Annotated in this window: 18 protein-coding genes and 3 pseudogenes; 3 read left to right on the forward strand and 18 right to left on the reverse strand. The window is 50.4% G+C overall.

Going from position 1 to position 22,961, the window contains the following annotated elements; all coding sequences use genetic code 11:
* Window position 1 precedes the first annotated feature (1 nt).
* The 5 genes and pseudogenes from ASL14_RS05770 to ASL14_RS05790 form a co-directional block, all read right to left on the reverse strand.
* The gene (locus ASL14_RS05770; RefSeq protein ID WP_134910787.1) at window positions 2–304 is read right to left on the reverse strand and encodes a lasso peptide biosynthesis PqqD family chaperone; all 303 of its coding nucleotides are present in this window, start codon (window positions 302–304) and stop codon (window positions 2–4) included.
* Window positions 294–1,337, reverse strand: coding sequence for a dephospho-CoA kinase (locus tag ASL14_RS05775; protein ID WP_134910788.1), 1,044 nt, complete (start codon window positions 1,335–1,337; stop codon window positions 294–296). The genes ASL14_RS05770 and ASL14_RS05775 overlap by 11 nt, the downstream gene beginning before the upstream one ends.
* A gap of 132 nt (window positions 1,338–1,469) precedes the next feature.
* Window positions 1,470–1,598: a paeninodin family lasso peptide gene (locus ASL14_RS05780; protein ID WP_134910789.1), complete on the reverse strand. Its 129-nt coding sequence runs from the start codon at window positions 1,596–1,598 to the stop codon at window positions 1,470–1,472.
* 53 nt (window positions 1,599–1,651) lie between these two features.
* Window positions 1,652–3,576 (reverse strand): annotated as a pseudogene (locus tag ASL14_RS05785) (asparagine synthase-related protein).
* Entirely contained in the window at window positions 3,573–4,841 is a 1,269-nt protein-coding gene (locus ASL14_RS05790; protein WP_134910790.1) for a sulfotransferase family protein, read from the reverse strand. The pseudogene ASL14_RS05785 and the gene ASL14_RS05790 overlap by 4 nt, the downstream one beginning before the upstream one ends.
* A gap of 216 nt (window positions 4,842–5,057) precedes the next feature.
* Between ASL14_RS05790 and ligD the strand changes: the two genes are divergently transcribed.
* Window positions 5,058–5,948 carry a non-homologous end-joining DNA ligase gene (gene ligD / locus ASL14_RS05795; RefSeq protein WP_134910791.1) on the forward strand — a complete coding sequence of 297 codons (891 nt, stop codon included), beginning with the start codon at window positions 5,058–5,060 and terminating at the stop codon, window positions 5,946–5,948.
* 54 nt (window positions 5,949–6,002) lie between these two features.
* Here the strand turns inward: ligD and ASL14_RS05800 are convergent, their stop codons facing one another.
* On the reverse strand, window positions 6,003–6,947 hold the full coding sequence (locus ASL14_RS05800) for a YitT family protein (RefSeq protein ID WP_134910792.1): 945 nt from the start codon (window positions 6,945–6,947) through the stop codon (window positions 6,003–6,005).
* Window positions 6,948–7,142: 195 nt separating this feature from the next.
* Window positions 7,143–8,573, reverse strand: a complete 1,431-nt coding sequence (gene cls / locus ASL14_RS05805) for a cardiolipin synthase (RefSeq protein ID WP_134910793.1) — start codon at window positions 8,571–8,573, stop codon at window positions 7,143–7,145.
* A 122-nt stretch (window positions 8,574–8,695) separates the two neighbouring features.
* On the opposite strand from cls, the gene ASL14_RS05810 reads away from it, so the two are divergent.
* Window positions 8,696–9,727: a M23 family metallopeptidase gene (locus ASL14_RS05810; RefSeq protein ID WP_187644857.1), complete on the forward strand. Its 1,032-nt coding sequence runs from the start codon at window positions 8,696–8,698 to the stop codon at window positions 9,725–9,727.
* A 19-nt stretch (window positions 9,728–9,746) separates the two neighbouring features.
* Entirely contained in the window at window positions 9,747–10,208 is a 462-nt protein-coding gene (locus tag ASL14_RS05815; protein WP_134910794.1) for a bactofilin family protein, read from the forward strand.
* Window positions 10,209–10,235: 27 nt separating this feature from the next.
* Here the strand turns inward: ASL14_RS05815 and ASL14_RS05820 are convergent, their stop codons facing one another.
* The 11 genes and pseudogenes from ASL14_RS05820 to ASL14_RS05870 form a co-directional block, all read right to left on the reverse strand.
* Window positions 10,236–11,321 carry an AI-2E family transporter gene (locus ASL14_RS05820; protein WP_134910795.1) on the reverse strand — a complete coding sequence of 362 codons (1,086 nt, stop codon included), beginning with the start codon at window positions 11,319–11,321 and terminating at the stop codon, window positions 10,236–10,238.
* A 259-nt stretch (window positions 11,322–11,580) separates the two neighbouring features.
* Window positions 11,581–12,363, reverse strand: a complete 783-nt coding sequence (locus ASL14_RS05825; RefSeq protein ID WP_134910796.1) for an ABC transporter permease — start codon at window positions 12,361–12,363, stop codon at window positions 11,581–11,583.
* Window positions 12,356–13,276: an ABC transporter ATP-binding protein gene (locus ASL14_RS05830; protein WP_134910797.1), complete on the reverse strand. Its 921-nt coding sequence runs from the start codon at window positions 13,274–13,276 to the stop codon at window positions 12,356–12,358. Before ASL14_RS05830 ends, ASL14_RS05825 begins: the two co-directional genes overlap by 8 nt.
* Before the next feature lie 109 nt (window positions 13,277–13,385).
* Window positions 13,386–13,877, reverse strand: coding sequence for a hypothetical protein (locus ASL14_RS05835; RefSeq protein WP_134910798.1), 492 nt, complete (start codon window positions 13,875–13,877; stop codon window positions 13,386–13,388).
* A gap of 135 nt (window positions 13,878–14,012) precedes the next feature.
* Window positions 14,013–14,990: an LCP family glycopolymer transferase gene (locus ASL14_RS05840; protein ID WP_134910799.1), complete on the reverse strand. Its 978-nt coding sequence runs from the start codon at window positions 14,988–14,990 to the stop codon at window positions 14,013–14,015.
* Between the two features lie 15 nt (window positions 14,991–15,005).
* Complete coding sequence (locus ASL14_RS05845) at window positions 15,006–16,346, reverse strand: UDP-glucose dehydrogenase family protein (RefSeq protein ID WP_134910800.1); 1,341 nt, start codon at window positions 16,344–16,346, stop codon at window positions 15,006–15,008.
* Window positions 16,347–16,397: 51 nt separating this feature from the next.
* Entirely contained in the window at window positions 16,398–17,207 is an 810-nt protein-coding gene (locus ASL14_RS05850) for a WecB/TagA/CpsF family glycosyltransferase (RefSeq protein ID WP_134910801.1), read from the reverse strand.
* Window positions 17,185–18,389 (reverse strand): annotated as a pseudogene (locus tag ASL14_RS05855) (glycosyltransferase family 4 protein). Before ASL14_RS05855 ends, ASL14_RS05850 begins: the two are co-directional and overlap by 23 nt.
* 155 nt (window positions 18,390–18,544) lie before the next feature.
* A pseudogene (locus ASL14_RS29230) lies at window positions 18,545–19,785 on the reverse strand (glycosyltransferase family 4 protein).
* A 493-nt stretch (window positions 19,786–20,278) separates the two neighbouring features.
* A complete protein-coding gene (locus ASL14_RS05865; RefSeq protein ID WP_134910802.1) occupies window positions 20,279–21,541 on the reverse strand; it encodes a hypothetical protein in 1,263 nt (420 codons plus the stop codon).
* Window positions 21,528–22,871, reverse strand: coding sequence for a flippase (locus tag ASL14_RS05870; protein WP_134910803.1), 1,344 nt, complete (start codon window positions 22,869–22,871; stop codon window positions 21,528–21,530). The genes ASL14_RS05865 and ASL14_RS05870 overlap by 14 nt, the downstream gene beginning before the upstream one ends.
* Between the last annotated feature and the right edge of the window lie 90 nt (window positions 22,872–22,961).

Consider the following 22,961-nt stretch of genomic DNA (forward strand, 5'->3'; position numbering starts at 1 on the left):
TTTAAACCGACTCCCGCAGAAGCTTTAGCAGTCCTTCCCGTTCCAGTTCAGCGACAAAGGAATGTACCTGCTGTCTGCACCGTTCCTCGTCCACTTCATATTCATCCGTCAGAGCAGCCACGATCTCCCCGAGTGAAGGGCAGGATTCCGCCAGTTCCCAGATTCGTCCTCCCGTGAAGCCGAGATTATAATATTTTCCTGTGTTGATGCTCATCATGACCTTTTCCCCGTCCATGTCACTGACATACACTTCCTCACCGTGAATGACACGGTCATGATCCTTCGTCGAATGATTAGCTGCCATAGCTGTTTTCCTCCTTGCGAATGATATCAAGTACCCGGTGTACAATCTCGGACGCGGTAAAAGCCGAGCTATCCCTCAGTAGTCGCCAGCCCTCCACCTGTCGAGCCACCCGGGCTACCGTTCTAAAATGCCATTCACCCAGACTCATTCGCGGAATAACCACCCTGCGATATGTATGAAACAATAACGTATGCAAGCATTCCAGCATGTTCAAAGAATGTTCAATAACTGCCTTTAACTCCCCTTCGCGTTGGAACTCACGTTTTGGAGACTCTGCCACCAGCTCGAATACACCTCCCAAGGGAAGCGGCTCGTTGTGAAAAGAATCGACTGTTGGCAAGGCATACTTATTCAGCTCACCTGTAAGCTTACGCAAATGTCCATGTTTGGGCATCGCAGGATTGCCGTCCATTAAAATAAGCCCGTGATTGGTTTTGCGTCCATGTTTATTTTCCTGTAAAGCCTCAAGCTGGAGCATGCTTTCCAAGCCCAACTTTTGCTGCGGGTAAGCTGGATAGACTATGGTTTTGAAAGCCGTAGCTTGCACAGCAATAACATCATCACTGACTATCTTATAGCCTGCCTGTGTAAAAGCAGCAGCCAGCGTCGATTTTCCTGCTCCGGATTCGCCCACGAAAGCGTAGGCCTTGCCTCCAATGACTACCGCACTCCCGTGAAGAGGCAATATCCTCCTCTGTAACAAAAGCACACCCATGCATGTGCCGAGCACAAACAAACGCACGGTGTCAGGATCAGCTCCGTGGTATACGTATACCTCAACCTCTTTGCCACCCCTGACAGCATAAATAGCCGTGCCCGGTACGTGAAACATAAAGCTCTCGCCCTCTATCATAAAATGCGTTTGCTCCAGTTGTTCGCTCCATTCAGTCAAATCAGCCTGACGAATAACCACATCCTCCACCACTCCCGACGCTGCGGGTATCAGTTCAGGTAGTTCCAGCTCACTGGCAATCTTGAGCCCAAATGCTGTATATACCTCCAAACTGATACTACGTGTACTACTGTCATGCACGATAGGACCCTCTCCCCCTGCTATTTAAAAATCCCGCCTTTATTTCGTTGAGCAACGCCTTTAACCCAATAGAAATAAAGACGGCTTTGTGCAACGAATATAGCCCGCTTAAAGAATCATGTATGTCATCTGTTAGCTTGGATTAACCAGGTCAGCGTCGTGATCAGATACCCAGTCAATTTCTTTCCAGCCCTTACCTGCCATCGTCTGGTTAATATCCAGCACCTCTATGGTGGGCTCCTGCCATCCTTTTTTACTCATGTCATCACCTCCCCTCCAACGAACGACGTATCTGTCTGACCGGATAGACCGGATCAGTTAAATCTGCGTATAAAACGGTACACAATCAGACTGTGCATCAGCAGCCGTATGTTGGGATCGGACGCCTGCTCCGGTCGCGGTTGGCGAAACTTCGCCATAGCCATTTTAATGACATCGATATTGAGAAATTCGGCGGCATGTAAATCATGGCACAGCAGTTGAAGTTCCCCCATAAACGTCTCCCAGCAGGGGAGCATACGATGCAGCCAATCCGCAGGCTGTACACCGCGTACACGCTGGTTCAACCGGACATCATCGGGCAAATAGTCCCGCATGGCTCCGCGAATGAGTGCGCGATCCCGGCCGTTTTGCACATACTGCTCAAAGGGCACCGACAGGCAAAAGCGGATCACCCGGCTGTCTCCGGTCGGGTCGCGCTCCCACAGACCATAACGCAGCGACAGCTTGGTCGCGACTACACCATTTTTGTTCGCAATCGCTAAATTCGTGAATTTCTCTTTTCTCGTCTGATCGGCGTTCTTCATCCATCCGGTTCCGCTCAAAGCCGGAATGTCCTCCACATTCATTCGCTTGGCGAACTCCGGGTCAATGAGTGAAGGAACCGGACTTCGATTGCCGCCACGCAACCAGGAACGGGAATCGAGCGTGGTCGCTTTTTTCAGCATCACGGGTAATAATTGGGACATCCGCCTTCCGGTCAGCTTGCTGTACCCCCACAACCCTGAAAGGATTGCAGCCAGTGCAAACGACGAAGCTGACGGGCATAATAGTCCAGTGCAGGTCCCCAGGATATGGTAAAATTCCCTCGTGCCCCGGTCAGTAGCACACCTACATTTTCCTCTTGTGCTTTTTCGTAAAAACCCCTGATCCAGAACGAATTTTCAAAATATTTATAGGGAGCTTCCATCAATTCCAGCCAGATATCAATTTCTGAAAATGGACTTTTCCCCTCAAAATCCAGGTAATTTTCGTGAATGTTGCCCACATATCGAGCCGTGGATTGGATATAAGCCCGTTCATTCGCCAGTAGTGTCGACGGTGTCCAATCCGTAAAATCCTGTACGGGCACATAACTGTACGCATGAAGAGGCTTTTGCTGCAATCGCAGCGACGGTGCTGCAAAGCTGGCAACCGCACCGGAATCCAGACCACCACTCAAGGCCGCCCCCACGGCGCGATGCGTGCGCAATCTGGCATTCACCGCCTGTGAGAATACCTCGCGAAAAGCCTCGACGTACTCGCCGCCGGTTTTGAGTCGCAGCGGCTCCACATCATCCAAAGAGGCATATTTATGGATGGTTCGCTTTCCCTCCTCCATGGTGAACCAATGGGCGGGTGGAAGCTGGTTTATATGCTTATAAGCAGTAGTCCCAATATCGACGGATTCCTGCATGGTGCGGATGGCCAGAAATTCCGCCAGCCACGGCTCATGCAGTTCTTTTCGCAGGGAAGACAGAGCCAAAAGAGGGGCTACTACTGTACTGAACGCAAACCCTCGGTCATGTTGGTATGTATACAGCGTGCGGCTTCCTGCCATATCACGAGCGCCATATAATCTGTGCCGTTTGGCATCCCAAATAACAAAGGCAAAATCGCCTATTAGATAGCGGGCCGCGTCGAGCGCCCATTTGTCGTATGCCAGCAAAATCAACTCACTGTCCGTGATGTCTTGCCGCCTTTCCTGTCCTACCCCCAGCCGTTCAAATAGCTCGGAACGATTGTCAATAATCGCATCCGCCGTGATCGCCAAATTCCGTTCCTCGTCATAGAAAGGGAGACGCTCATGAACGGATTCTGGTGTCACATGCTGGGAATGACAGCCCAAAAATATGGAACCCTCACACCAGGCGCATACGCGGTCGGCGGGATATTTTCGCAGAGCTTGCATCATTTTACCGCCTTCTTCGGTGCGTACGGACTCATGCCCAAAGCTGTATATTCCGGCAATTGCACTCACGTTTTCCCCCCTTTTTGTTTTTCCATTCCCGATAACACTACGGACGCCCAGCGACACAGCTGACGGGCAAAGGGGATACGAGATCGGAGCCGTTGATTTCTGCCTTGGTAGGTTTTGAGCTGTGCGATAAGACGATTCCGCTCCTCATAGCTATGTGCCAGCCTGTTTTCCAGTGATTGGAGCCGTCTATCATTTACAACCTGTACAACGTCCTCCTCTAGAGAATCATGAAGTGCAGGTTTCTGCCCTGCTTTTATTATGAATTCCCTGTTATCCGCATCCTGCTCTTCCAGCATTCGATAAGCATTCTTCCATTCAAAGCCGCTTTGTTGGAGAAATTGGCTCGTACGCCGACTTAGCAGTTCCACATCCGCTTCCTCTTCAAACTTTACACCGGTGATACGCTCGGCCTGTTCCAGCGCTTCACCGTAGCCAAGCTGTGTAAATATACGAGCTCCGATGCTTCTGCAATACAGCTCGATTTCCTTTTTGTTCAATAGATGTTGCCAGCTATGTACCGAGTCCTGATGCGTCTGCTCATGCTCCCCCACGAACGGATCACCCGCTCCCATGCTGTAAAACAGACTGGATTTAGGCGTATCCGCAAAGTCTCCGTACTTTTCCATACCGAGTTCATAATCTACGCCAAGAAAATCGCACAGCTTTCCAATCTCCACCGCCGGATTAGCTACAAGTTGCTCATACACAAGCGGGTATGCAAGCGGATGAGGTGTGGCAAAATAATGTGCGTAACGGAACAAACCGACCGTAATATCCGTCATTTTCATATTAAAATGCGGGCTCTCCAGCTCCTCCAGCAGATGAAAGCGTTCGCCGCGCATCTGATTAACTTTTTTGAATGAAGCCGCGATAGATAAAGGATTACGGATAAGCCACACCCTGCGGGCTGCCGGAAAAAGGCGGTCTATAAATTCCAGCACCGTATAGTAACGCGGGGATTTGTCGATAACCATATTTGCGTTAGTCCCTTCGAGCAGACCGTTATAAATTTCAAGTGCATACGATCGGGAAGCCTGCTCCAATACGTGCGTAGGAACCATACCATTAAAAAATTGCCGGATGATTCCGGTTCCTCCATAGGGACGTGTTTGTGACTGGGGAAGATCATGCAAGCTAAGCAGGAACCACATTTCCTGCGTGGCAAACAGGCGGGAGTGATTTTGTAAAATGGTGGTCACTAGCGAGCTTCCACTTCGGGGGACACTAAGCAGGAAAACCAGTCCCTCGCCTTGCTTATCAATCAAGGAAACGCCTCCTCTAATCTGCTCCAGACATTTTAATAGATACATTTCGTATTTTATTATAAATTTATGATACATATTGTATCTTGTCAATCCTTTTGGCGGATAAATTCTGTACACGACGCTCATGTTAATCCATAAGTACATCTACAGGTACATCATCCAGGCTGTTAATAGAAAGTTTGTATAAACTGAGGCTAAAAGAAGGAGCGTAGCGTTATGGGACAAGCTATTAAAGGCATCATTACCATCGAAGGTCTGGAAATTCCTATCACCAACCCGGATAAACCCCTGTGGCCCGAAGCTGGCGTCACCAAAGCGCTGTATCTTCGCAAGCTTGCGGTGCTGGCCCCTTTTCTGCTCAAATATAGCCACAACCGTTTACTGACTGTCATCCGCTGGCCGCACGGCATTCACGGGGATTTTTTTTACCAGAAAAATGCCCCGCAGCCCCGGCCGGACTACATCGAAACCTTCCAGCATGACGGTATTGAATATATGGTGCTCGGCACACTGCCACAACTGCTATGGCTCGGCAATCAGGCCGCGCTGGAATTTCACCCATCCCTGCATCAAGCGGGCAGCACGCTGCCGTGTGAATGGATGATTGACCTTGATCCGTCCAGAGAAGTGGAGCCACGCATTATGGAAGCGGCGTCCATCGTCGGGGAGGTGCTGGCTTCGCTTGGTTTGCAATCTGTACCCAAAACGTCCGGGGCCACGGGTGTGCAAATTATCGTCCCGATCCGCACAGGCATCACCTTCGACGAGCTTCGCAGCATCGGTCTGCTGGTGGGACAGTTCGTAACCGAAAAATACCCGCATCTATTCACACTGGAACGGTTAAAAAAGGATCGGGGAACGGCTATCTATTTTGATTATTTGCAGCATTATCAAGGAAAAACCCTGGCCGCTCCCTATACCCCGCGAGCACGCCCTGGCGCTACGGTATCCACCCCACTGACATGGGACGAGGTGCGACAAGACGTATCGCCGCTTGACTATCATTTGCTGAATATTGAGGAACGGCTAAATCAGGTGGGCGACTTGATCGCCAAAATCCCTTCCCAGCCCATCGAGGATGTTCTCAAGCATATGCGCGCCAAATAAAAAAGGGGACGAACTCCACAGCCGTAAAATCGGCCGAGGAATCGTCCCCTTGCGCTAGTGTATTCCTTTTTTCTTGAAGCGTCCGCCCTTCACATCGTGAATGTTACCAATCGCCACAAAGGCATGTGGGTCCCAATCTTCAACGATGTTCTTCAGCTTCGCTTCTTCCAGACGGGTGATGACGACGAAAATGACTTTCTTGCTATCGCCTGTAAAGCCGCCCTCACCTTCCAGATAGGTTACGCCCCGTCCAAGACGGTCCGTCAGGGCATCCCCGATGTCGCGGTATTTTTCACTAATGATCCAGACCGATTTGGACTGATCCAGACCTTCGATGGTAATATCAATCATTTTCATCGCAATATAATAAGCAATCATGGAGTACAGGGCATTCGGCCAACCGAATACAAAGCCTGCACTGCCCAGAATGAAGATGTTAACGAAAAGTACGATCTCACCGACCGAAAAAGGAGTTTTTTCACTGACGAGAATAGCTACGATCTCTGTTCCATCCAGCGAGCCGCCGGACCGGATGACGAGACCTACCCCAACGCCGAGAATGACACCGCCAAAAATAGCGCCGAGCAGTGGTTCGCCAGGGGTCAACGCATTTACACTGTGAAGTAACGTGGTTCCGATGGACATCACGATAATGCCGAATAATGTGGATAAAGCGAAGGTTTTACCGATTTGCTTGTAGCCGATAACCAAAAATGGAAGGTTCAACAGGGTCAGGAAAATGCCGAGTGGATAGCCAGTAATCTTGGAGGCCATAATTGAAATACCTGTGACCCCACCGTCGATAACGCCGTTAGGAACCAGGAATATTTCGAGGCCCACTGCCATAAGCGCTGCACCGAAAATAATCATGGCCGCACGCTGAAACAGGCGTTTTGCTTTGTTTTTAGGATTGGCTGGAATTTTGCTGATCTTGGTCAACTCTCCGGTCACATCTGTGATCTCAGACAGATTGTGGACTTCCTTGCTCACTACACTCATATATAAATCCCCCCGTTACAGTATGGTATATTGGACCGAAAAAGGGGCTGCGATCCGCAGTCCCTTCTCCTTTACCGCGCTTGTGTTATATGAATACTATACCATAAAACAGTGATTTTGCGTAAAAAAGTTAGCAAAAAGCACATAAGTCTCAATAAAGCGGGATTATATTGATAAAAACGGCGAAAACCGCCTTTAAAGGAGCGGAGAGAGCATGCGAGTCAGAATTTCAGCTGTTTTCTGTAATCGTGGACGTCTGCGGAACACCTTTAAATCAATGTGTGAGGAGTTGGACAGGTCCTCTTCAAAATCGGCCGACAGGTGCTCCAGCGCCGAACGGGCAAAGAGTACTGCGGTCAACTCAAAATTATAGAAAAAGCTGCGCATGTCCATATTGGCGGTCCCAACCGAACCGAGCAAATCATCCACAATGATGACTTTGGCGTGAATAAACCCTTTACGGTATTGATAAAATTCTACACCTGCCTCCAGCAGCTCTTGTACATAGGACAGAGACGCCAGATGCACCAGCTTTGAATCCGATTTGTATGGAATAATAATTCGCACATCTACGCCACTGACCGCCGCCAGCTTAAGCGCCTCATAAATACCCTGATCGGGAATAAAATACGGCGTGGTAATCCAAATCCGCTTCTTGGCAACCGCCAGCGCACCAAAGCACATTTCCTGGATCGTATCCCATACCTGATCGGGACCGCTGCTCAAAATCTGTACTTCCTCATCTCCTTCACAGGTATGCGGCGGAAATAAATTCTCATCCATCAGCCGTTCCCCGGAGGCCAGCTTCCAGTCGCTCAGAAATGCATTTTGCAGAAAATAGACGCTATCTCCTTCAATCTGCAAATGCGTGTCCCGCCAAAATCCCACCTTGGGGTATTTGCCGAGGTAATCGTCGCCCACATTAATGCCTCCAACAAACCCGATCAATCCGTCCACCACTACGATTTTACGGTGATTCCGGTAGTTAATCCGGCGATCCAGCGTGGCGAAAAACGGGGGCAGAAAATAATGAAACTCTACACCTGCCTCACCACAGGCACGAATAAAGGAATACGGCAAATTGTAGCTCCCCACGCCGTCCACAACGAATCGAACCCTCACCCCCTCACGCGCCTTGCGGATCATGAGCTCCTGAAATTGGGTACCGATGTCGTCCGACCGGAATATGTAAAACTCCACATGAATATGATGCTGCGCCCGTTCCAGCGCTGTCAGCATCGCATCAAAGGTTTCCTCCCCATTCGTTAGCACACGGGTGCGATTGCAGCCGGTCAACGGATTTTCCGACATGCGAATTAGCTGGTTAAACAGACGCTCCTGGTGCTTGAAATGAGGATTGTGCATTTGTTCCACATTCTCAATCACCCTCGATTGTGACCACAGGCGCTCGCGGAATTCACGAAATAGCTGTGATCCCCTTTTTCGCACCATTTTGCGCTTCTTATAATCCTGTGCAACAAAGTAGTACACGACAAAGCCGATGAGCGGGAAGCAGAACAAAATAAATAGCCAGGCTACCGCCTTGGACGGCTTGCGAAATTCAAAGAGCAGGATCGTCCCGGTCTGAAAAATAAAAACAATTAAAACCAACAGCAACCACAGCATGTTTAAGCCTCCTTATATATCTATGTTATATACCAAGCTCCAATTTTTTTGACATGTTTGCCCCTTAAGCTGAATAGATAGTAACCAAGCACTATAGGAGCGATGTCCGGAAAGGAGCGATTATGAAAAAAGGAAGCCTAAATCGCCGGATGACCTTGCTCGTCATTCGAGATGCACAGCAACCACCCAAGCAGTTGCAATGCTCTACAGCCGCTGTCATTCTCGTCCCGACCCTTGTGATCGCGTCCATCTCTACACTCGTGATCGGGCTGCAAATCCGTTCTTCCCATATCATTTCCCAAATGGAAACGAATCTTGCCGTCCAGAGCTTGCAGATGGAGGTTACGGTAGCGGACAAGGATGCGGCAATCGGGCGATTGCGCCGCGAAGTCATGGAACTGACGAATCAGGCCACCAGTATTCGCGAACGCCTCCAGCGTGTAACGGAGCTGGAGCAGCAAATGCAGCAATTTATCCGTAAATACGGAAAATCCTCTGCCACCAGTAGCAGCAAAGCAGCCATGACCCCACTCTCCTGGGATGCCTCCGGCTATACCGGGGGCGAATTGATTACAGTACATGAAAATACAGCCATGCTTACTCGTCAAGCCATGGATGATTTTCAGGAAATCGAATCCCTGCTGGACACGGTAGAGCGCACGGTTCCCCGCTCTATTCAGCAGGCGAACGCCGTACAGCAGAACCTTGAGCAGAAGCAAGCCGCACAGTTACTCCAGACCCGCAGACTGGCGCTTGCCGAACAAGGCAAGCCTTCGGCCTGGCCTGTCAGTTCACGCCGGATGACCTCCAGCTTCGGCTATCGCAGCGATCCGTTTACGGGCAAATCGGCTTTCCATTCGGGCATGGATATTGCCGGACAAACGGGTGATCCCGTCTATTCCGCAGGAGCGGGCACCGTGCTGGAGGCAGCCTCCAGCGGGGCACGCGGCAAGTGCATTATCATCCAGCATCCTGACGGATTCCAGTCCTGGTATATGCACCTGAGCGGTATGCAGGTGACTCCGGGGGAACGAGTCCGTAAAGGGCAGACCATCGGCCTTCTGGGAAGTACGGGAAGAAGCACGGGGCCTCATCTTCATTTTCAGATCGTCAAGCATAGTCAGCCTGTCGATCCGTTACTGTATGTACAATAAAGGATTGGAGGAAAACAACATGTTCAAGGACTCCAAAAAAAAGCTGGCCGCTCCTGCGACCGATACGCTGTTGGCTAACGGCACCAGCTTTGAAGGTACGATTGAGGCTGAGGCCAATATTCGAATTGATGGCCATTTTCAGGGCGATATCCGCAGCACTCGCGCCGTCGTGATCGGGGAATCTGCTGTCGTGCGTTCGGATATCATCGCACGAGACGTCATCCTGGCCGGCAAGGTATTCGGCAGCATCACCACAGAGGGACGGCTGACGATCACGCCTACGGGCGAACTGTACGGCAAGGTAGCCGTCTCCGCGCTGGTCATCTCCGAAGGCGGCGTACTGGACGGTACGAGTCAGATGATCCGCACGAAAGACGCAGAACCGTCTTCTTCAACTGACGATTCTGACCTTGAAACACAATCCGGTACTCGCAAAGACAGAGATACCAGTCAAGCGACCCTGCAATCAGAGACGGGATAATTCCATTTACTCCATCCTATCCTTCATTCATTCCATCATATCCTCCATCCTGTGTTCCAAAAATAAATGATACACCTTGCGTATCACTATTTTAGCGCACATGTACAGCGGAAGAACCAAAACGATACCCAAAATGCCGAGCAAGTCACCACCGACCAATAACAGTATGACGACAGTCAGCGGATGAATATCCAGTTGCTTGCCAAACACAACAGGTGACAACCAATTGTCCTGAATTTGCTGGGCAGCGATCACGACGACCAGCGACCAGATCGCCATGGAAGGTGATTCAAGAAACCCGATAATGACGACGGGTATGGAAGCCGCCACAGCCCCCACATAAGGGATAAAATTGAGAAAAATCGAAATGACCGCGAGCAGCAAGGCGTAAGGCAGACCGATGATTAGAAAGCCAAGGAACATCATAATACCCAGCGCGACATTTATCAGCACCCGACTCACGATAAAGCTGCTGAGCGCACTGTCGATATCCTCCATGACCTCCAGCGCGTCCTTGTGATATTTTTTAGGAAAGAAGTTTAGCATTTTGGGACCAAACTTGCTCCCCTCCTTCAGCATGTAATAGAGCAAAATCGGAAAGGTAGCCAAGACGATAAAAAAGTAGGATACGAACGATACCAGCTTAACCGAATAATCGGACAGAGCTGAAAAAGCCTCATTCAACGTATCCGATAGTCGTGACAGCGGATCTTCCCCCGGAGGCAGCACTTGTCTCAAGGATTGATTATGCCGCCATTGGCTCAATTGATCAACCAGACTGCTAATGAGCTTCGGCGCATTTTCAAATAAATTCGTTACCTGATCACGCAATGTAGGCCATACACCCCATGAGAAAATAAACAGCAGCGCGGCAATGACCAGATAAATCAGCAAAATGGAGACGGGACGCTTGATTTTTCTTCGTTCCATCAAATCTACCACTGGCCTCAATAAATAGTAGAAAAAAAAGGACAGCATCAACGGTACAACCAGCAGGCTGACCAGAGATACGATGGGGCTGAATATAAAACTTACTTTGGTGCCCAAGTAAATGATGAGCAAGAGCATGACAATACCTGTAGTCAGGCGAAAAAAACGATTATTGGGCAGCATATCATGCAGCACCCCCTTCTGATCTGTTTCTCTCTACCTCTTTAAACGCAAAACGACCCTATTGATTGATTCTTGCTGAAAATAGGTTGCAATATACCCCGGCACGCATAATCTGTAGCGGTAATTGTATAAATACAGCGCCAAAACAGCGCAAAAAGGACGTGCAAATGGATAGCCATTTAACACGTCCCTTTTACCGATTCCAGAATATGGTGAAATTCTCAAGTTATGAAAATCAGATCAAACCAGAGGATCGGGTTTAGGTTGAAACATCCCGTTTTACAAAAACTACCCAGGCAATTGCGATAAAAACTACATAATAGGCAGCCAGCACGGTGAGCGAAAAGGTCAAACCAGAACTTACCGTGCCCGGCGGCATTTCGAGATATTTTTTCAGGTCCATATGCGTAAACAGCACGTATTTGGTCCATTCATAACGATCTGTACTAAACAAACCGATTGAATTATAGATTGTTTTGGTGAACATCATGAACAAAGACAGGCCAATCGCCAAGGCGCTGGAACGAAAAACAGCGGACAGCATAAAAGCAAAGGCGATGGTCACGAATAGAGCGATATAGCTGTACAAGAAGTTCAGTGTTACATAAGAAATCGGATCACTGAACGGCGGAATCGAACCGGCTGGCGTATCTTTGGATAACATCAGCCAAGAGGACAGCGAAACCATCGCTATTAAAATGAACGTTCCGAGCAAACTGAACAGGATGACCGATATATATTTGGACAAAAGAATTTTGCTGCGGGTCCAAGGGCGGATAAGCAGCAGCTTGATGGTTCCCCATGTAAATTCACCCGCCACCGAATCAGCCGCTACAATGACCGTAAACGTCGTATTGAGGAAAAATGTAAACATCGCCGTCAACACGATACCATCCCACACGCTGACCTGATCGGAAACCAGGGCAATCAGCATCGGAATCACAGCCGTGATGACCGCCAGCAGCCCTAGCATAATCCACGTCCGTACACGCAAGTAAATTTTAAGATTTTCGTTATGTACCAGCTTGAAGAAGTCAGCCAATGGACCCGCCTCCCGTCACTTCCAAGAATTGATCTTCCAACGTACGGGCCACCGGACGAATCGCATATACCTTGACTCCATTTGCAGTAAGAAGGCTGTTCATCTCTGCTATCTGCTCCCGCTCCAGATGCAGCAGCAGTTGGTTGCCTTCGACGCGCCCTGCTCCGGCAAGCACATAGGCTTGCTGGGGATCATTCACTTCAAAAGCAATTTCCGCCGTCTGGGCCTCTCCACCTGTACTCTTTAGCTGCTTGATGTCAATCAGCCGTCCGCTTTGGATAATGGCGACACGGTCGCACATCAGCTCCATTTCGGACAACAAATGACTCGATACAAATACTGTAATTCCCTCGCTCCGGCTCAACTGTCGCAAATAATCCCGCAGTTCGCGGATACCCTGCGGGTCCAGACCGTTGGTCGGCTCGTCCAGCACGAGCAGCTTTGGCCGATGCAAGATCGCCTGTGCTACCCCGAGTCTCTGCCGCATTCCGAGCGAGTAGGTTTTGACTTTATCGTTAATCCGGTTTCCGAGTCCTACCAAACGGATCGCCTCATCTATGCGCTCCTTGGTAACCCCTGGTGACATTCTCGCAAAATGCTGCAAATTTTGATAGCCGGTCAGAAACTTGTACATTTCCGGGTTCTCCACAATCGCACCGACGTGGGAAACCGCCTTTTCAAACTCGGTTTTGATGCTGTCTCCACAAATATGGATATCGCCCTTGCTGATCGAAATCAAGCCAACCATCATACGAATGGTGGTTGTTTTTCCCGCACCGTTCGGTCCGAGGAAACCAAATACCTGCCCCGCTGGAACCTCCAGCGTCAGATCGTCCACAATCGCTTTTGAGGAAATGATTTTACTCACACCCTCCATACGTATGACGGGAAGCTGTCCTGTCGCTTGCTGCATGCTATGAAACTCCTTCCATCCGGAGTGAAGCTCTATTCTATTTTGCTGTTCATTTCCGGTTTTGGAAGTATTGTACCATATTTAACCTGTTAGAAACACTGCGTCCGATCTATTCCTTATGCTTGTATATCCAGAGCACCCGCCACTCTTCACCTTCCTGCGTCACATAACAAGGCTGTACGATATCAAAATTTCCGAACCGGGTCTTGTAATGCTGAGTAACTGTAATACGGTAAACCTTCCCCAGCTCGTCTCCACTCTGCTCTGTGCGAATATCATATTCAGCCTGCGGCTCTCCCAGCTCGAATGTGAACGTATCTGTCCCCATATCCTGCATAAACACATGCGCACGCTGCTGCACATACGTGGATTTTTCGAATTTCTTCTTCATTTGCGAATGAAAAAGCTCCCAGGAGCCTCCAAAATTACCTGACTGCTCCATCGTATAGAACTCATTCAGCGCTTCAACCGCCTGATCGCCCTCACCAGTAGACATCACCCCGCGCAGACCCAGCCACAGCAGCCATAACAGCCCGCATATCAATGCAAAATACAGCAGCTTGCGGACGAACGCAGAAGCCGCTCTTCTTCTGAACAGCACAAATCGCCCCTCCCCTCAGTTGGACATTCTACTGAATACTCTACAGATGTATGTGGGACAAGCCGAGTTTAGAAGAGCGTAGAAGAGAATAAAGGGTGACCTCCTTACAAGTCACCCGAGTGCATAAAGACCAGCTTAAGGTGATATCGCTGTGGTGAGCAAATGCTGCTCCATCAGTCCACGAATACGCTGGCGTTCCTGATTATCCACGATGTAATAATACACTCCGTTGATTTTGGTTCCATGGCCCTTCAACTCAACCATATCCGTCTGCCGTAGGGACGGGCCGACCCGGGTCAGAAAGGTCGTCATATCGTCAAAGGTAATATCCGTGCGGATCTGCTCCCCCGCTGCCTGCAATATCGGTTTTACCTTTAGCAGTCCTTCCTTGCTGATTGCCTGTGCGAGAATTTGCTTGAGCAGCTCCCGCTGGCGGGCATTTCTCCCGAGGTCCCCACGCGGATCATCAAAACGCATCCGCGCATAGGACAACGCCTCAGTTCCGTTCAGCTTCAAGCTGCCCTGCGCAAAATGATGGCCCTCATATTGAAAATCGAGCGGATTGTTAACCGCGACTCCCCCCAAAAGGTCAACCATTTTTGCAAACCCTTCCATGTTCATTTGCACATAGTAATCCATCGGATGATTCAAGAAATGCTCTACCGTACGGATCGACATGTCCACGCCGCCGAAGGCAAAGGCATGATTGATTTTGTCCTCACGTCCTCTGCCGATCAGTTCTGTTCGCGTATCGCGCGGGATGTTGAACATCAATACAGTGCCTTCGGCGGGATTAACGGACAGGACGATCATCGTATCCGAGCGCCCCCGATCATGGGGACGCTGGTCCACGCCCAACACAAGCACGGTGAATGGCTTGAATTGGGATATGGCTGCCGGATTGGGCATACCCGAACCGTTGCCTGTAACTGCCGGGCGTGCCGCTCCGCCTGTTGTAAGGGTAGAAATCGCGGCGGGCTGCACAATACTGCGCGGATGGTACATGGCATTTGCCGCCGTTTGAACGGAATGATATACGTAAGCGGTGTAAACACCAGCACCCACCATCAATAATGCAGCGGCCCCTAATGTTATTTTCAGCCATCGTTTCATAAAGAGCCTCCCCCTTTACGGGTTCATTACAGACCGATGACGATCCATATCCAGATTGTTCATCTGCGGCCTGCCGACAGAATAGTATGCAAAGGCAGACTGCCTGATTTGCTCCTCACGGTACACATTGCGTCCGTCGATCATAATGGGATGCTTCATAAGCTCGTTCAGCTCGCCCAGCCCCACCTCACCAAATTCCTCCCACTCGGTTAGCAGGCACAGCGCGTCGCATCCTTCTGCCGCTTCTCGTGCGCTATCGGCCCAAGTCACTTCCGAGCTGTCCAGCAATCTGCGGAAGTTGGCGGTGGCGACCGGGTCATATGCGCGAATTTGCGCCCCCGCTTCCAGAAGCGACTGCATAATATCCAGCGCTGGAGCATCTCTTACGTCATCTGTATTCGGCTTGAATGCCAGCCCCCATATGCCAATCGTGGCTCCTTCCAGATCACCCAAGGCTTCTTCCAGCTTGCGTATCACATTAAAGCGCTGCCCCTGATTCACTTCCACCACGGATTTCAGCAGCTTGAATTCATAATCCACATTGCCCGCAATCTGGATTAATGCCTGTGTATCCTTGGGAAAACAAGAGCCGCCATAGCCGATGCCTGCGGACAGAAAAGAGGAACCGATCCGCTGATCCAGCCCCATGCCGTGTGCCACACGCGTGACGTCTGCGCCCACCTTCTCACAGATATTCGCAATCTCATTAATAAACGAAATTTTAGTCGCCAAAAAAGCGTTCGACGCGTACTTGATCATCTCCGCCGAACGGATATCTGTGGTCAAAATATTTGTCGTCAGCGGCTCATGCAGCGTACACAGCACAGCGGCGACATGAGGATCGGATGCCCCGATCACGATGCGGTCCGGCTGGAGCGTATCTGCTACCGCCGAGCCTTCGCGTAAAAATTCAGGAACCGAAGCCACGCCAAAAGAGTAGCTCGTGCGGCTCGCGATCAGGCTGTGAATACGATCATTGGTTCCGACAGGCACCGTGCTTTTGGTGACAATCACTTTGTAGCCATTCATGGCGTCTGCCACCTCGCGTGCGGCTCCTTCAATATAGGACAGGTTCGCTTCCCCGCCCGGCAACGAAGGTGTACCCACTGCCAAAATAACAATCTCGGCTCCCTCTACCGCAGATGCGGTATCTGTTGTAAAGGTCAGGCGTCCCTGCTCGACATTATCCTGGATCAAGCCTTTTAAGCCCGGCTCATAAATCGGTACTTTTCCTTCATGAAGCTGACTAATTTTGTCCTCATTCTGGTCGACACAGACGACCGTATTCCCGAGCGCAGCAAAACAGACTCCCGATACCAGTCCGACATACCCCGCACCAATTACACATAGCTTCAAAGTAGCTCCCCCTTTTACATGCTGTCTCGCTACATTACGCTTACACCAGCTTCACTTCTCTACGCCTCTCCCTGCATGCCGATTATGATGGAGCGTCAATCGTTTGTTCTGCCGATAGGATTTGAGAAAACGGTATACATACACCGGATTGTTATAGGCGTATCTCTTCCACAACCGTTTCGGCTCGCTAATCAGGCGGTACAGCCACTCCAGCCCCAGCTTTTGTATCATTAGCGGCGGTCTGCGAACCTTTCCGGTGATATAGTCAAAGGCCGCTCCTACACCAATCATCACGCCACGAATGCGGTCTTTGTTACGATACATCCATATTTCCTGCTTCGGACAGCCCAAGCTGACGAAAATGATATGCGCACCTGACGAGTTGATGTCATGAATAATCTGTTCCTCCTCATCCGGCCGAAGCTTCCGAAATGGCGGTGAAAAGCCACCTGCGATGCGGATTCCTGGGTAGTCCTGCTCCACTCTTTCCTTCAAGCTGTCCAGCGTATCCGGCGTGCTGCCGTAAAAATAAATACTTAATCCTGTCTGAGGCGCGCGTTCGCACAGCTTGAGCATCAGACTGGGGCCGTCTACCCGGTCCTGACACTCAAATCCGTACAGCTTGAGCGCCCATACCAGCGGCATACCATCCGGGGTACACAAATCTGCACGCGCGAGTGCTTCGTGGAACTCGGATTGATTTCCGGCTGTAACAATGGAATGCGTGTTGCAGATACATACATAGCTGTCCTTGCGCCCGACGGCCCACTGCTCCACCGTGTGTACTGTTTCCTGAAACGTAAGCGCCGCAATATCTGCGTCCGCAATCCTTCCGACTCTATACTGGGGCAGCTGCTTCATAATCACGCTCCTCTATCGCCTCGCTGTATATGGCCATCAGTTGCTCGTAATTCACTTCTTCTGTGTAGCGTGCAGCATATATTTCCGATACCTTCTGTCTCATGGCTGGATAGTTTTCATAGGCTGTCGCACGACGGATTACGTCACTTATATGTTCCATATCATCATGTTGAAAATGGAACCCGGTCACTCCATCCTCCACCACTTCCTCCAGTGCCCCGATTCGGCTGCACAACACCGGGGTTCCCACGGAATAGGACTCTACGATGGTCATGGGAAAGCCTTCATACCAAATGGAAGGGACCATGACATACATGGCCCGGCTCATGCAATCCAGCACCGTGTCTCCATCCTGCTTGCCGAGAAAACGAATGTCCTCCTGTGGATAAGCGGCAGCCAGTTCAGCCTTTTCCGGGCCATCCCCAATGACGACCAGTCTCAAGCCGCCCCGATCTTCCACCTGTGTCCAGGCTTGCAGCAGATTACGCACCCCTTTTTCAGCTGAGATCCGCCCTACAAACAACAAGTAACGATCATCCGGGTCATACACGGCTTCCACCTCTTTACGTTGGATAAAGTTAGGCTTTACCGCGATACGATCTGGTGGAATGCCGCTTTCGGCAAATTTGTCCCTTGCAAACTTGGTCAGCGCAATATATCGGTTTACTTTGTGCTGCCATGTGCCAATCAGATCGTTGAACTTGATCATCGCCGCCACCGGAATCGTCTGTAGCTGTGAGTCCCGGTAGCACCCGTGGCGGATGGAATGCAGCAACGTGCCGTGCAGGCATTTTTCACAAACCTCATTCCCTCGCATAAAGGTCGCCGCCGGACAAATCAGCCTGTAATTATGCAGCGTCTGGACGACCGGAATCCCTAATCGTTCACAGGCATGATAGACGGAAGGCGAAATAACCGGAAAAAAGTTATGCACATGCACCACATCCGGCTTCACCCGCAGAAGCAGCTTTTGATTCTTTTAAACTCTGGCAGGGACCATGCCGCCTCCACTGCCAGCTTTGCCATGCTAACCAACCCTTTGCTTTGGATGCTGTCGTTATGCACATAATAGTGCTCTGTCTCTATCCCTCTGGAGCGCAGCATAGCCAATTCCTGCTCGACAACCTTGTCTTCTCCCCCGCTTTGCTGATAAAAGTTATGGATGACCAGCACCCTGCCCACCGTTTTATGGCTATGTTCACGTCGCTGGACAGGGTTGGCAGTATCCACTGGTGATGAGTTTTCAGGCTGAGGTGCCTCCCCCTGAACATGATGATGGTCTAGGTTTGAAGCCTGTTCGCGCACTGGGGACCTCGTCTGTATGCTGATTTGTTTGCTCACGTGGCTGTCCCTCTTTCCTGCCCGGATTGCATAGGATGGTGCATAGGCTGCATCGGTTGTATCCGTGAGTGGCTTAGCATTTCCTCTGCAATACGATCCCACGACATACGCTCGACTGTAAGAAACGCCTGCTCCGCCATACTTTGTCGCAGCTCAGCATTGTCCAACAATTCAGAGACTCGACTCACCCATTCCTCCTCTGAAAAGCTGCTCAGGATCACTCCGCTCACTCCGTCCTCGATCAAGGTAACCGAACCGCCATTTACCGAAGAGATAATCGGGACGCGAAACAGCATACTTTCCAGCAGCACCATACCGAAAATATCGTAATGAGTCGGGAACAGCATCACATCCGCCGCTCCATAAATCTGCCACAGATGCCGCTGCTCCACTCTTGGAAAATGCAAAATACTGTCCGTCAGCCCAAGCTCATGGGCATAGGCCCAATAGCGATCCGTATCCGCTTTACGTCCATCCCCGACCATTAACAAAAGGCAACTGGGATGCTTTTGAAGTACCTTTTTGAACACGCCTAGCATAAAACGTATATTTCTCCGCTCCTCCAGCACGCCGACATACAGTAGCACCGGACGATCCCCGAGCCGCCTCAGCTCATCCGCGACCTCAGGATTTTTCTCCCGGCCTTCGCTTTTGTCGTTGCCGCTGCTGTGTGTCCCTCGACTTTGCTGCGGTCCAGTCCAACCCCAAGGGTGACGACGTTGTGAAAGCCTTTATCCTCCAGATAGCGCTTGGCAAGATCGGATTTGACATAGGTACAGCGTAGAGACTTTGCCACCTTCGGCAGTAGCAGGGTATCGTACAATCTTCGGATCAGCGCATGTGTGTTATCCCGGTACGGGCCGTGATACAGCACCAGCTTCTCGGGACATTTGCGGGAAAGCAGATAAGTCATGATCTGGTTGTATTCTGTGGAAATGACCAAATCATAAGCAGCCAAAAACGAATCCTTGAGGACATCCCTATAGATGCTGTTGCTCAGGAACTTAAACCCGTGGAGCCAGATGATGCGCAGGGTGCAGCCTTCGTGACGGTATACCTGCTCCAGATGGGTTTCCTTGTGGTCGTTGTAGTAGACAATGTCGCAATCGAAGCCTTTCCGAACGAGTGCTTTACCCAAGCCGACTTCCTGCAAATTGTATGAGGCCCCGTTCACCTTGCTGGCAAAATTGCGAAGATACAATATTTTTGAATCATCATTAGGCTCCTGCCATTTCATATTGGGTGAGTTATGGGAGTGCGGGGTGAGAACGCTACGTGGATGGATCATTCTTCCGATCGCTGTTACCCCCGGATTTCATCTGACTGTATAAACCCTTTAAAGGGTGAAATCCGGGGGTAAAGGCGAACGCTATCGCTTCTTCAGAACGATTCCATCCACTCCGCTGCTAACCGCCGTGTCCATAAAGCCACCCTAATTTAAAAAAAGGGAACTTAGGGCATGAAGTGCCCGGCGAAAGATTTACGGCGATAGGCGAAGCTATCGCCGGGCGGGCTCTACCTTCCCCCACCCTATGGGCTGGGGAAATTCTTTTTGGCGGCGGTGAGTAGCGGAGGGTAGGATTTGAATCTGGAGAAGCGTCAGCGTTCGCCTTTGACGTGGGATTCCGCCCTCTACAGGGCTTATTCAAACCAAGGAATCCCACGTCAACAGCGATCGGAAGATCAAATGCTACTCGAAGCGCCTTACACCGACAGTCGTAGCTAGGAGATCAAACCCTGCCCGAAGCGGCCTCCCCCCTCCAAACCGAATGCTCCCGCTGCTTTTCTTCCGTCATCTGCATATTAAAATGGTCTGCTCCTTTAAGCTGGGCAGCCGCCATATCCGCCACCAATGTCACGCTCGACTCCATCGGGACAAAACGGTATTTATAAGCCGTAAGCCGATGGTCCGTTTCATGAAATAAAATATCCTGCGCGTAGTTGCCCCAACGATCCTTTGGCATCAGGTCAATCGTCATGCCGGCATGTGCGGAGGGCAGCAGCATATTGGAGCCGTGAATGCCGATGACTAATCGGCTGGCTGCATATACCTCGCATACTCGTAGCTCGCTTTCCCGGTCGAAGCGTGCGACACGTTCGTCGTTAATCCATGACGGGAAGCTCCCGGTGCGACCCAATCCGGCGACCGTAAAACGATAATCCGGAAAGGATTCCCGCAGCCTGCGGAACAATCGAATGAGTTTGCGGCGCTGATGATAAATCAGCGGTTTAAGCCAACGTTTGAGCTGCGGAAATTTCTGTATTGCCCGTGCGATATGATGGCTGCCGCTCCACAAGCGGTCTTCCCTCCATACAAAGGTAATGCGCGGCTCCGATTCACGGCCATCCTCATAACGCGGGACACCCGTAAACTGCTCAATATCGAACTGGCTGGGGTGTGAATACGCAGGGCTGACATAGACCTCGTCAAAACGTACCAGTTCCTCCATCATCCGATGATGCAGCACCGGATAAAAGTTACGGGCCTTGCTGAACGGCACATCGACTGTCCAGATTTCAGCCACACCTGCGGGTACCATCCACTCCAGCGATTTTTGCACAATAACGACGATACCCAGCTCCGGTGATTGTTCATATTCCCGCTGTACATTCAGCAGCTTAAGCAAGGCGTGACCATACAAATAATCAATCGTATTGACAATGATGACGCGCTTAAAGGGTTTCATTGTATGCACAGTCATGCCGACCGTCAAATCATAGGAAGGACTCAGCAACGATTGCCGCAAGGGCTCTCCGAGCCATTTTCTCGACTTTGCATCTCCAGTCAATGTATAGTTGGGCATTTCTACCCGATAGGGTGAATACGTGGCATGACCAACCCGCATATCCTCGATATATTCACGTTCACAGCCTTCACACCAAGTGCTGACACATACATGAATTCCCTGCCACAGCACCTCCCCGCCCCGTACCTTACCTCCACAATGCGGACACTGCCCCTCATGCTGAACAAACGGTTTAATGGGTATCATGATTGTTCTCTCCAACTTTCGGTACTGTAATGTGAACACGCCAGAAGGTCAGGATCGACTTCATCATCCAGCCCAAATTGGCTTTGACTTCCTTAAACAGCAAATCTAATAAAAATACAGATATCGTAAAAGACAAGATGGTCGCCACCAGCGAGCCTCGAACACCAAGCAACGGGATAAGCGCATAATTTAAAGCCACATTCGTGACCGCACCCACAATCGAGGTCAGCAGCGTATATTTGAACAAATTTTCATTCGTGATAAACAAGCTTTTGGCAACACTGAAATTGGTGAAAAACAGACGAATCGCAAACAGCGACAGCAACGAGCCAGCCTCGGTAAATTCCCGCCCATACAGCACGACCACCACCCATTGGGACAGAAAAAATAACGGTATCGAGGTCACCAGAAAGCAAATAAACATCAGTCGGTACACGTTGGACAACGTTTGTCTGTATTCGTCGCTCCCTTTCATCTTGGAACGGGTCACCACCGGGGCATATGCTGTGGTAAGAACGACCGGAATGAAGCCCAGCACTTCAATAAGACGGAGCGCAACAGAATACTGCCCCACGGCCGCATCCCCCAGCATCTCGCCGATAATGACCTGATCGATCCGTGCCTGTACATATACAGCGGAGGATGACAAAATAAGCGGCCAACTGTGATTCATGATTCGTCGTGCTGTGGTTAGGCTGAACGTCCACTTGTGTACATGCCGTCCTTCCTTGCGGAAGAAATACAGCAGAATCAGACTTCCGAGCAGAAACTCTCCATGAGCGCACAGCGCCACCACCCATATGGGGACACCGGACAACAATAAAATGATTTTAACGGTGGAACTGAGGACAAAGGCTGTGTTCTTGGCAATGACCGTGTATTTGGACAACATCTGCGCCCGAAACCAGTAGTCGATGATATCGAACAACTGAAACACCGAGGCCGTCGCCAGAATCAGATTGATCAACCGTACGGAACTATCCTCCGGTCTGAGCAGCAAAATGAAGGAGCAGGACAGGACAATAGCTACCAAAGTACCCACCAGCTTCAGCAGAATCGCCGTACCCAATAACTCATGCTCATCCTTGGGGTCCTTGACGAGATCGCGCACCAATATGGAATCAAAACCAAGCGTCGTGAAGATCAGGAACATCCCGAAAAAAGATTCCGCATAATTCCATTTCCCCAGTTCCTCCGGTCCGAGCACTCTCGCCATGATAATGCTGACCGCCAGCCCAAACACCATGCGGATCATTTTGTCGCCGAACAGCCAAGACGTATTCACCAGCAGACTTCTGCGCGGTTTGGCGCGATTTTCGACTAATGTCATAAGCTCTACTCCATCTTGAAAAATGACCTTTCGCACGGCTTCATAGCATGCTGTTCTGCCGATGCGACTACAATAATGTACAGCGAAGAG

The organism is Paenibacillus sp. IHB B 3084 (assembly GCF_001447315.1).
Lineage (GTDB): Bacteria > Bacillota > Bacilli > Paenibacillales > Paenibacillaceae > Paenibacillus.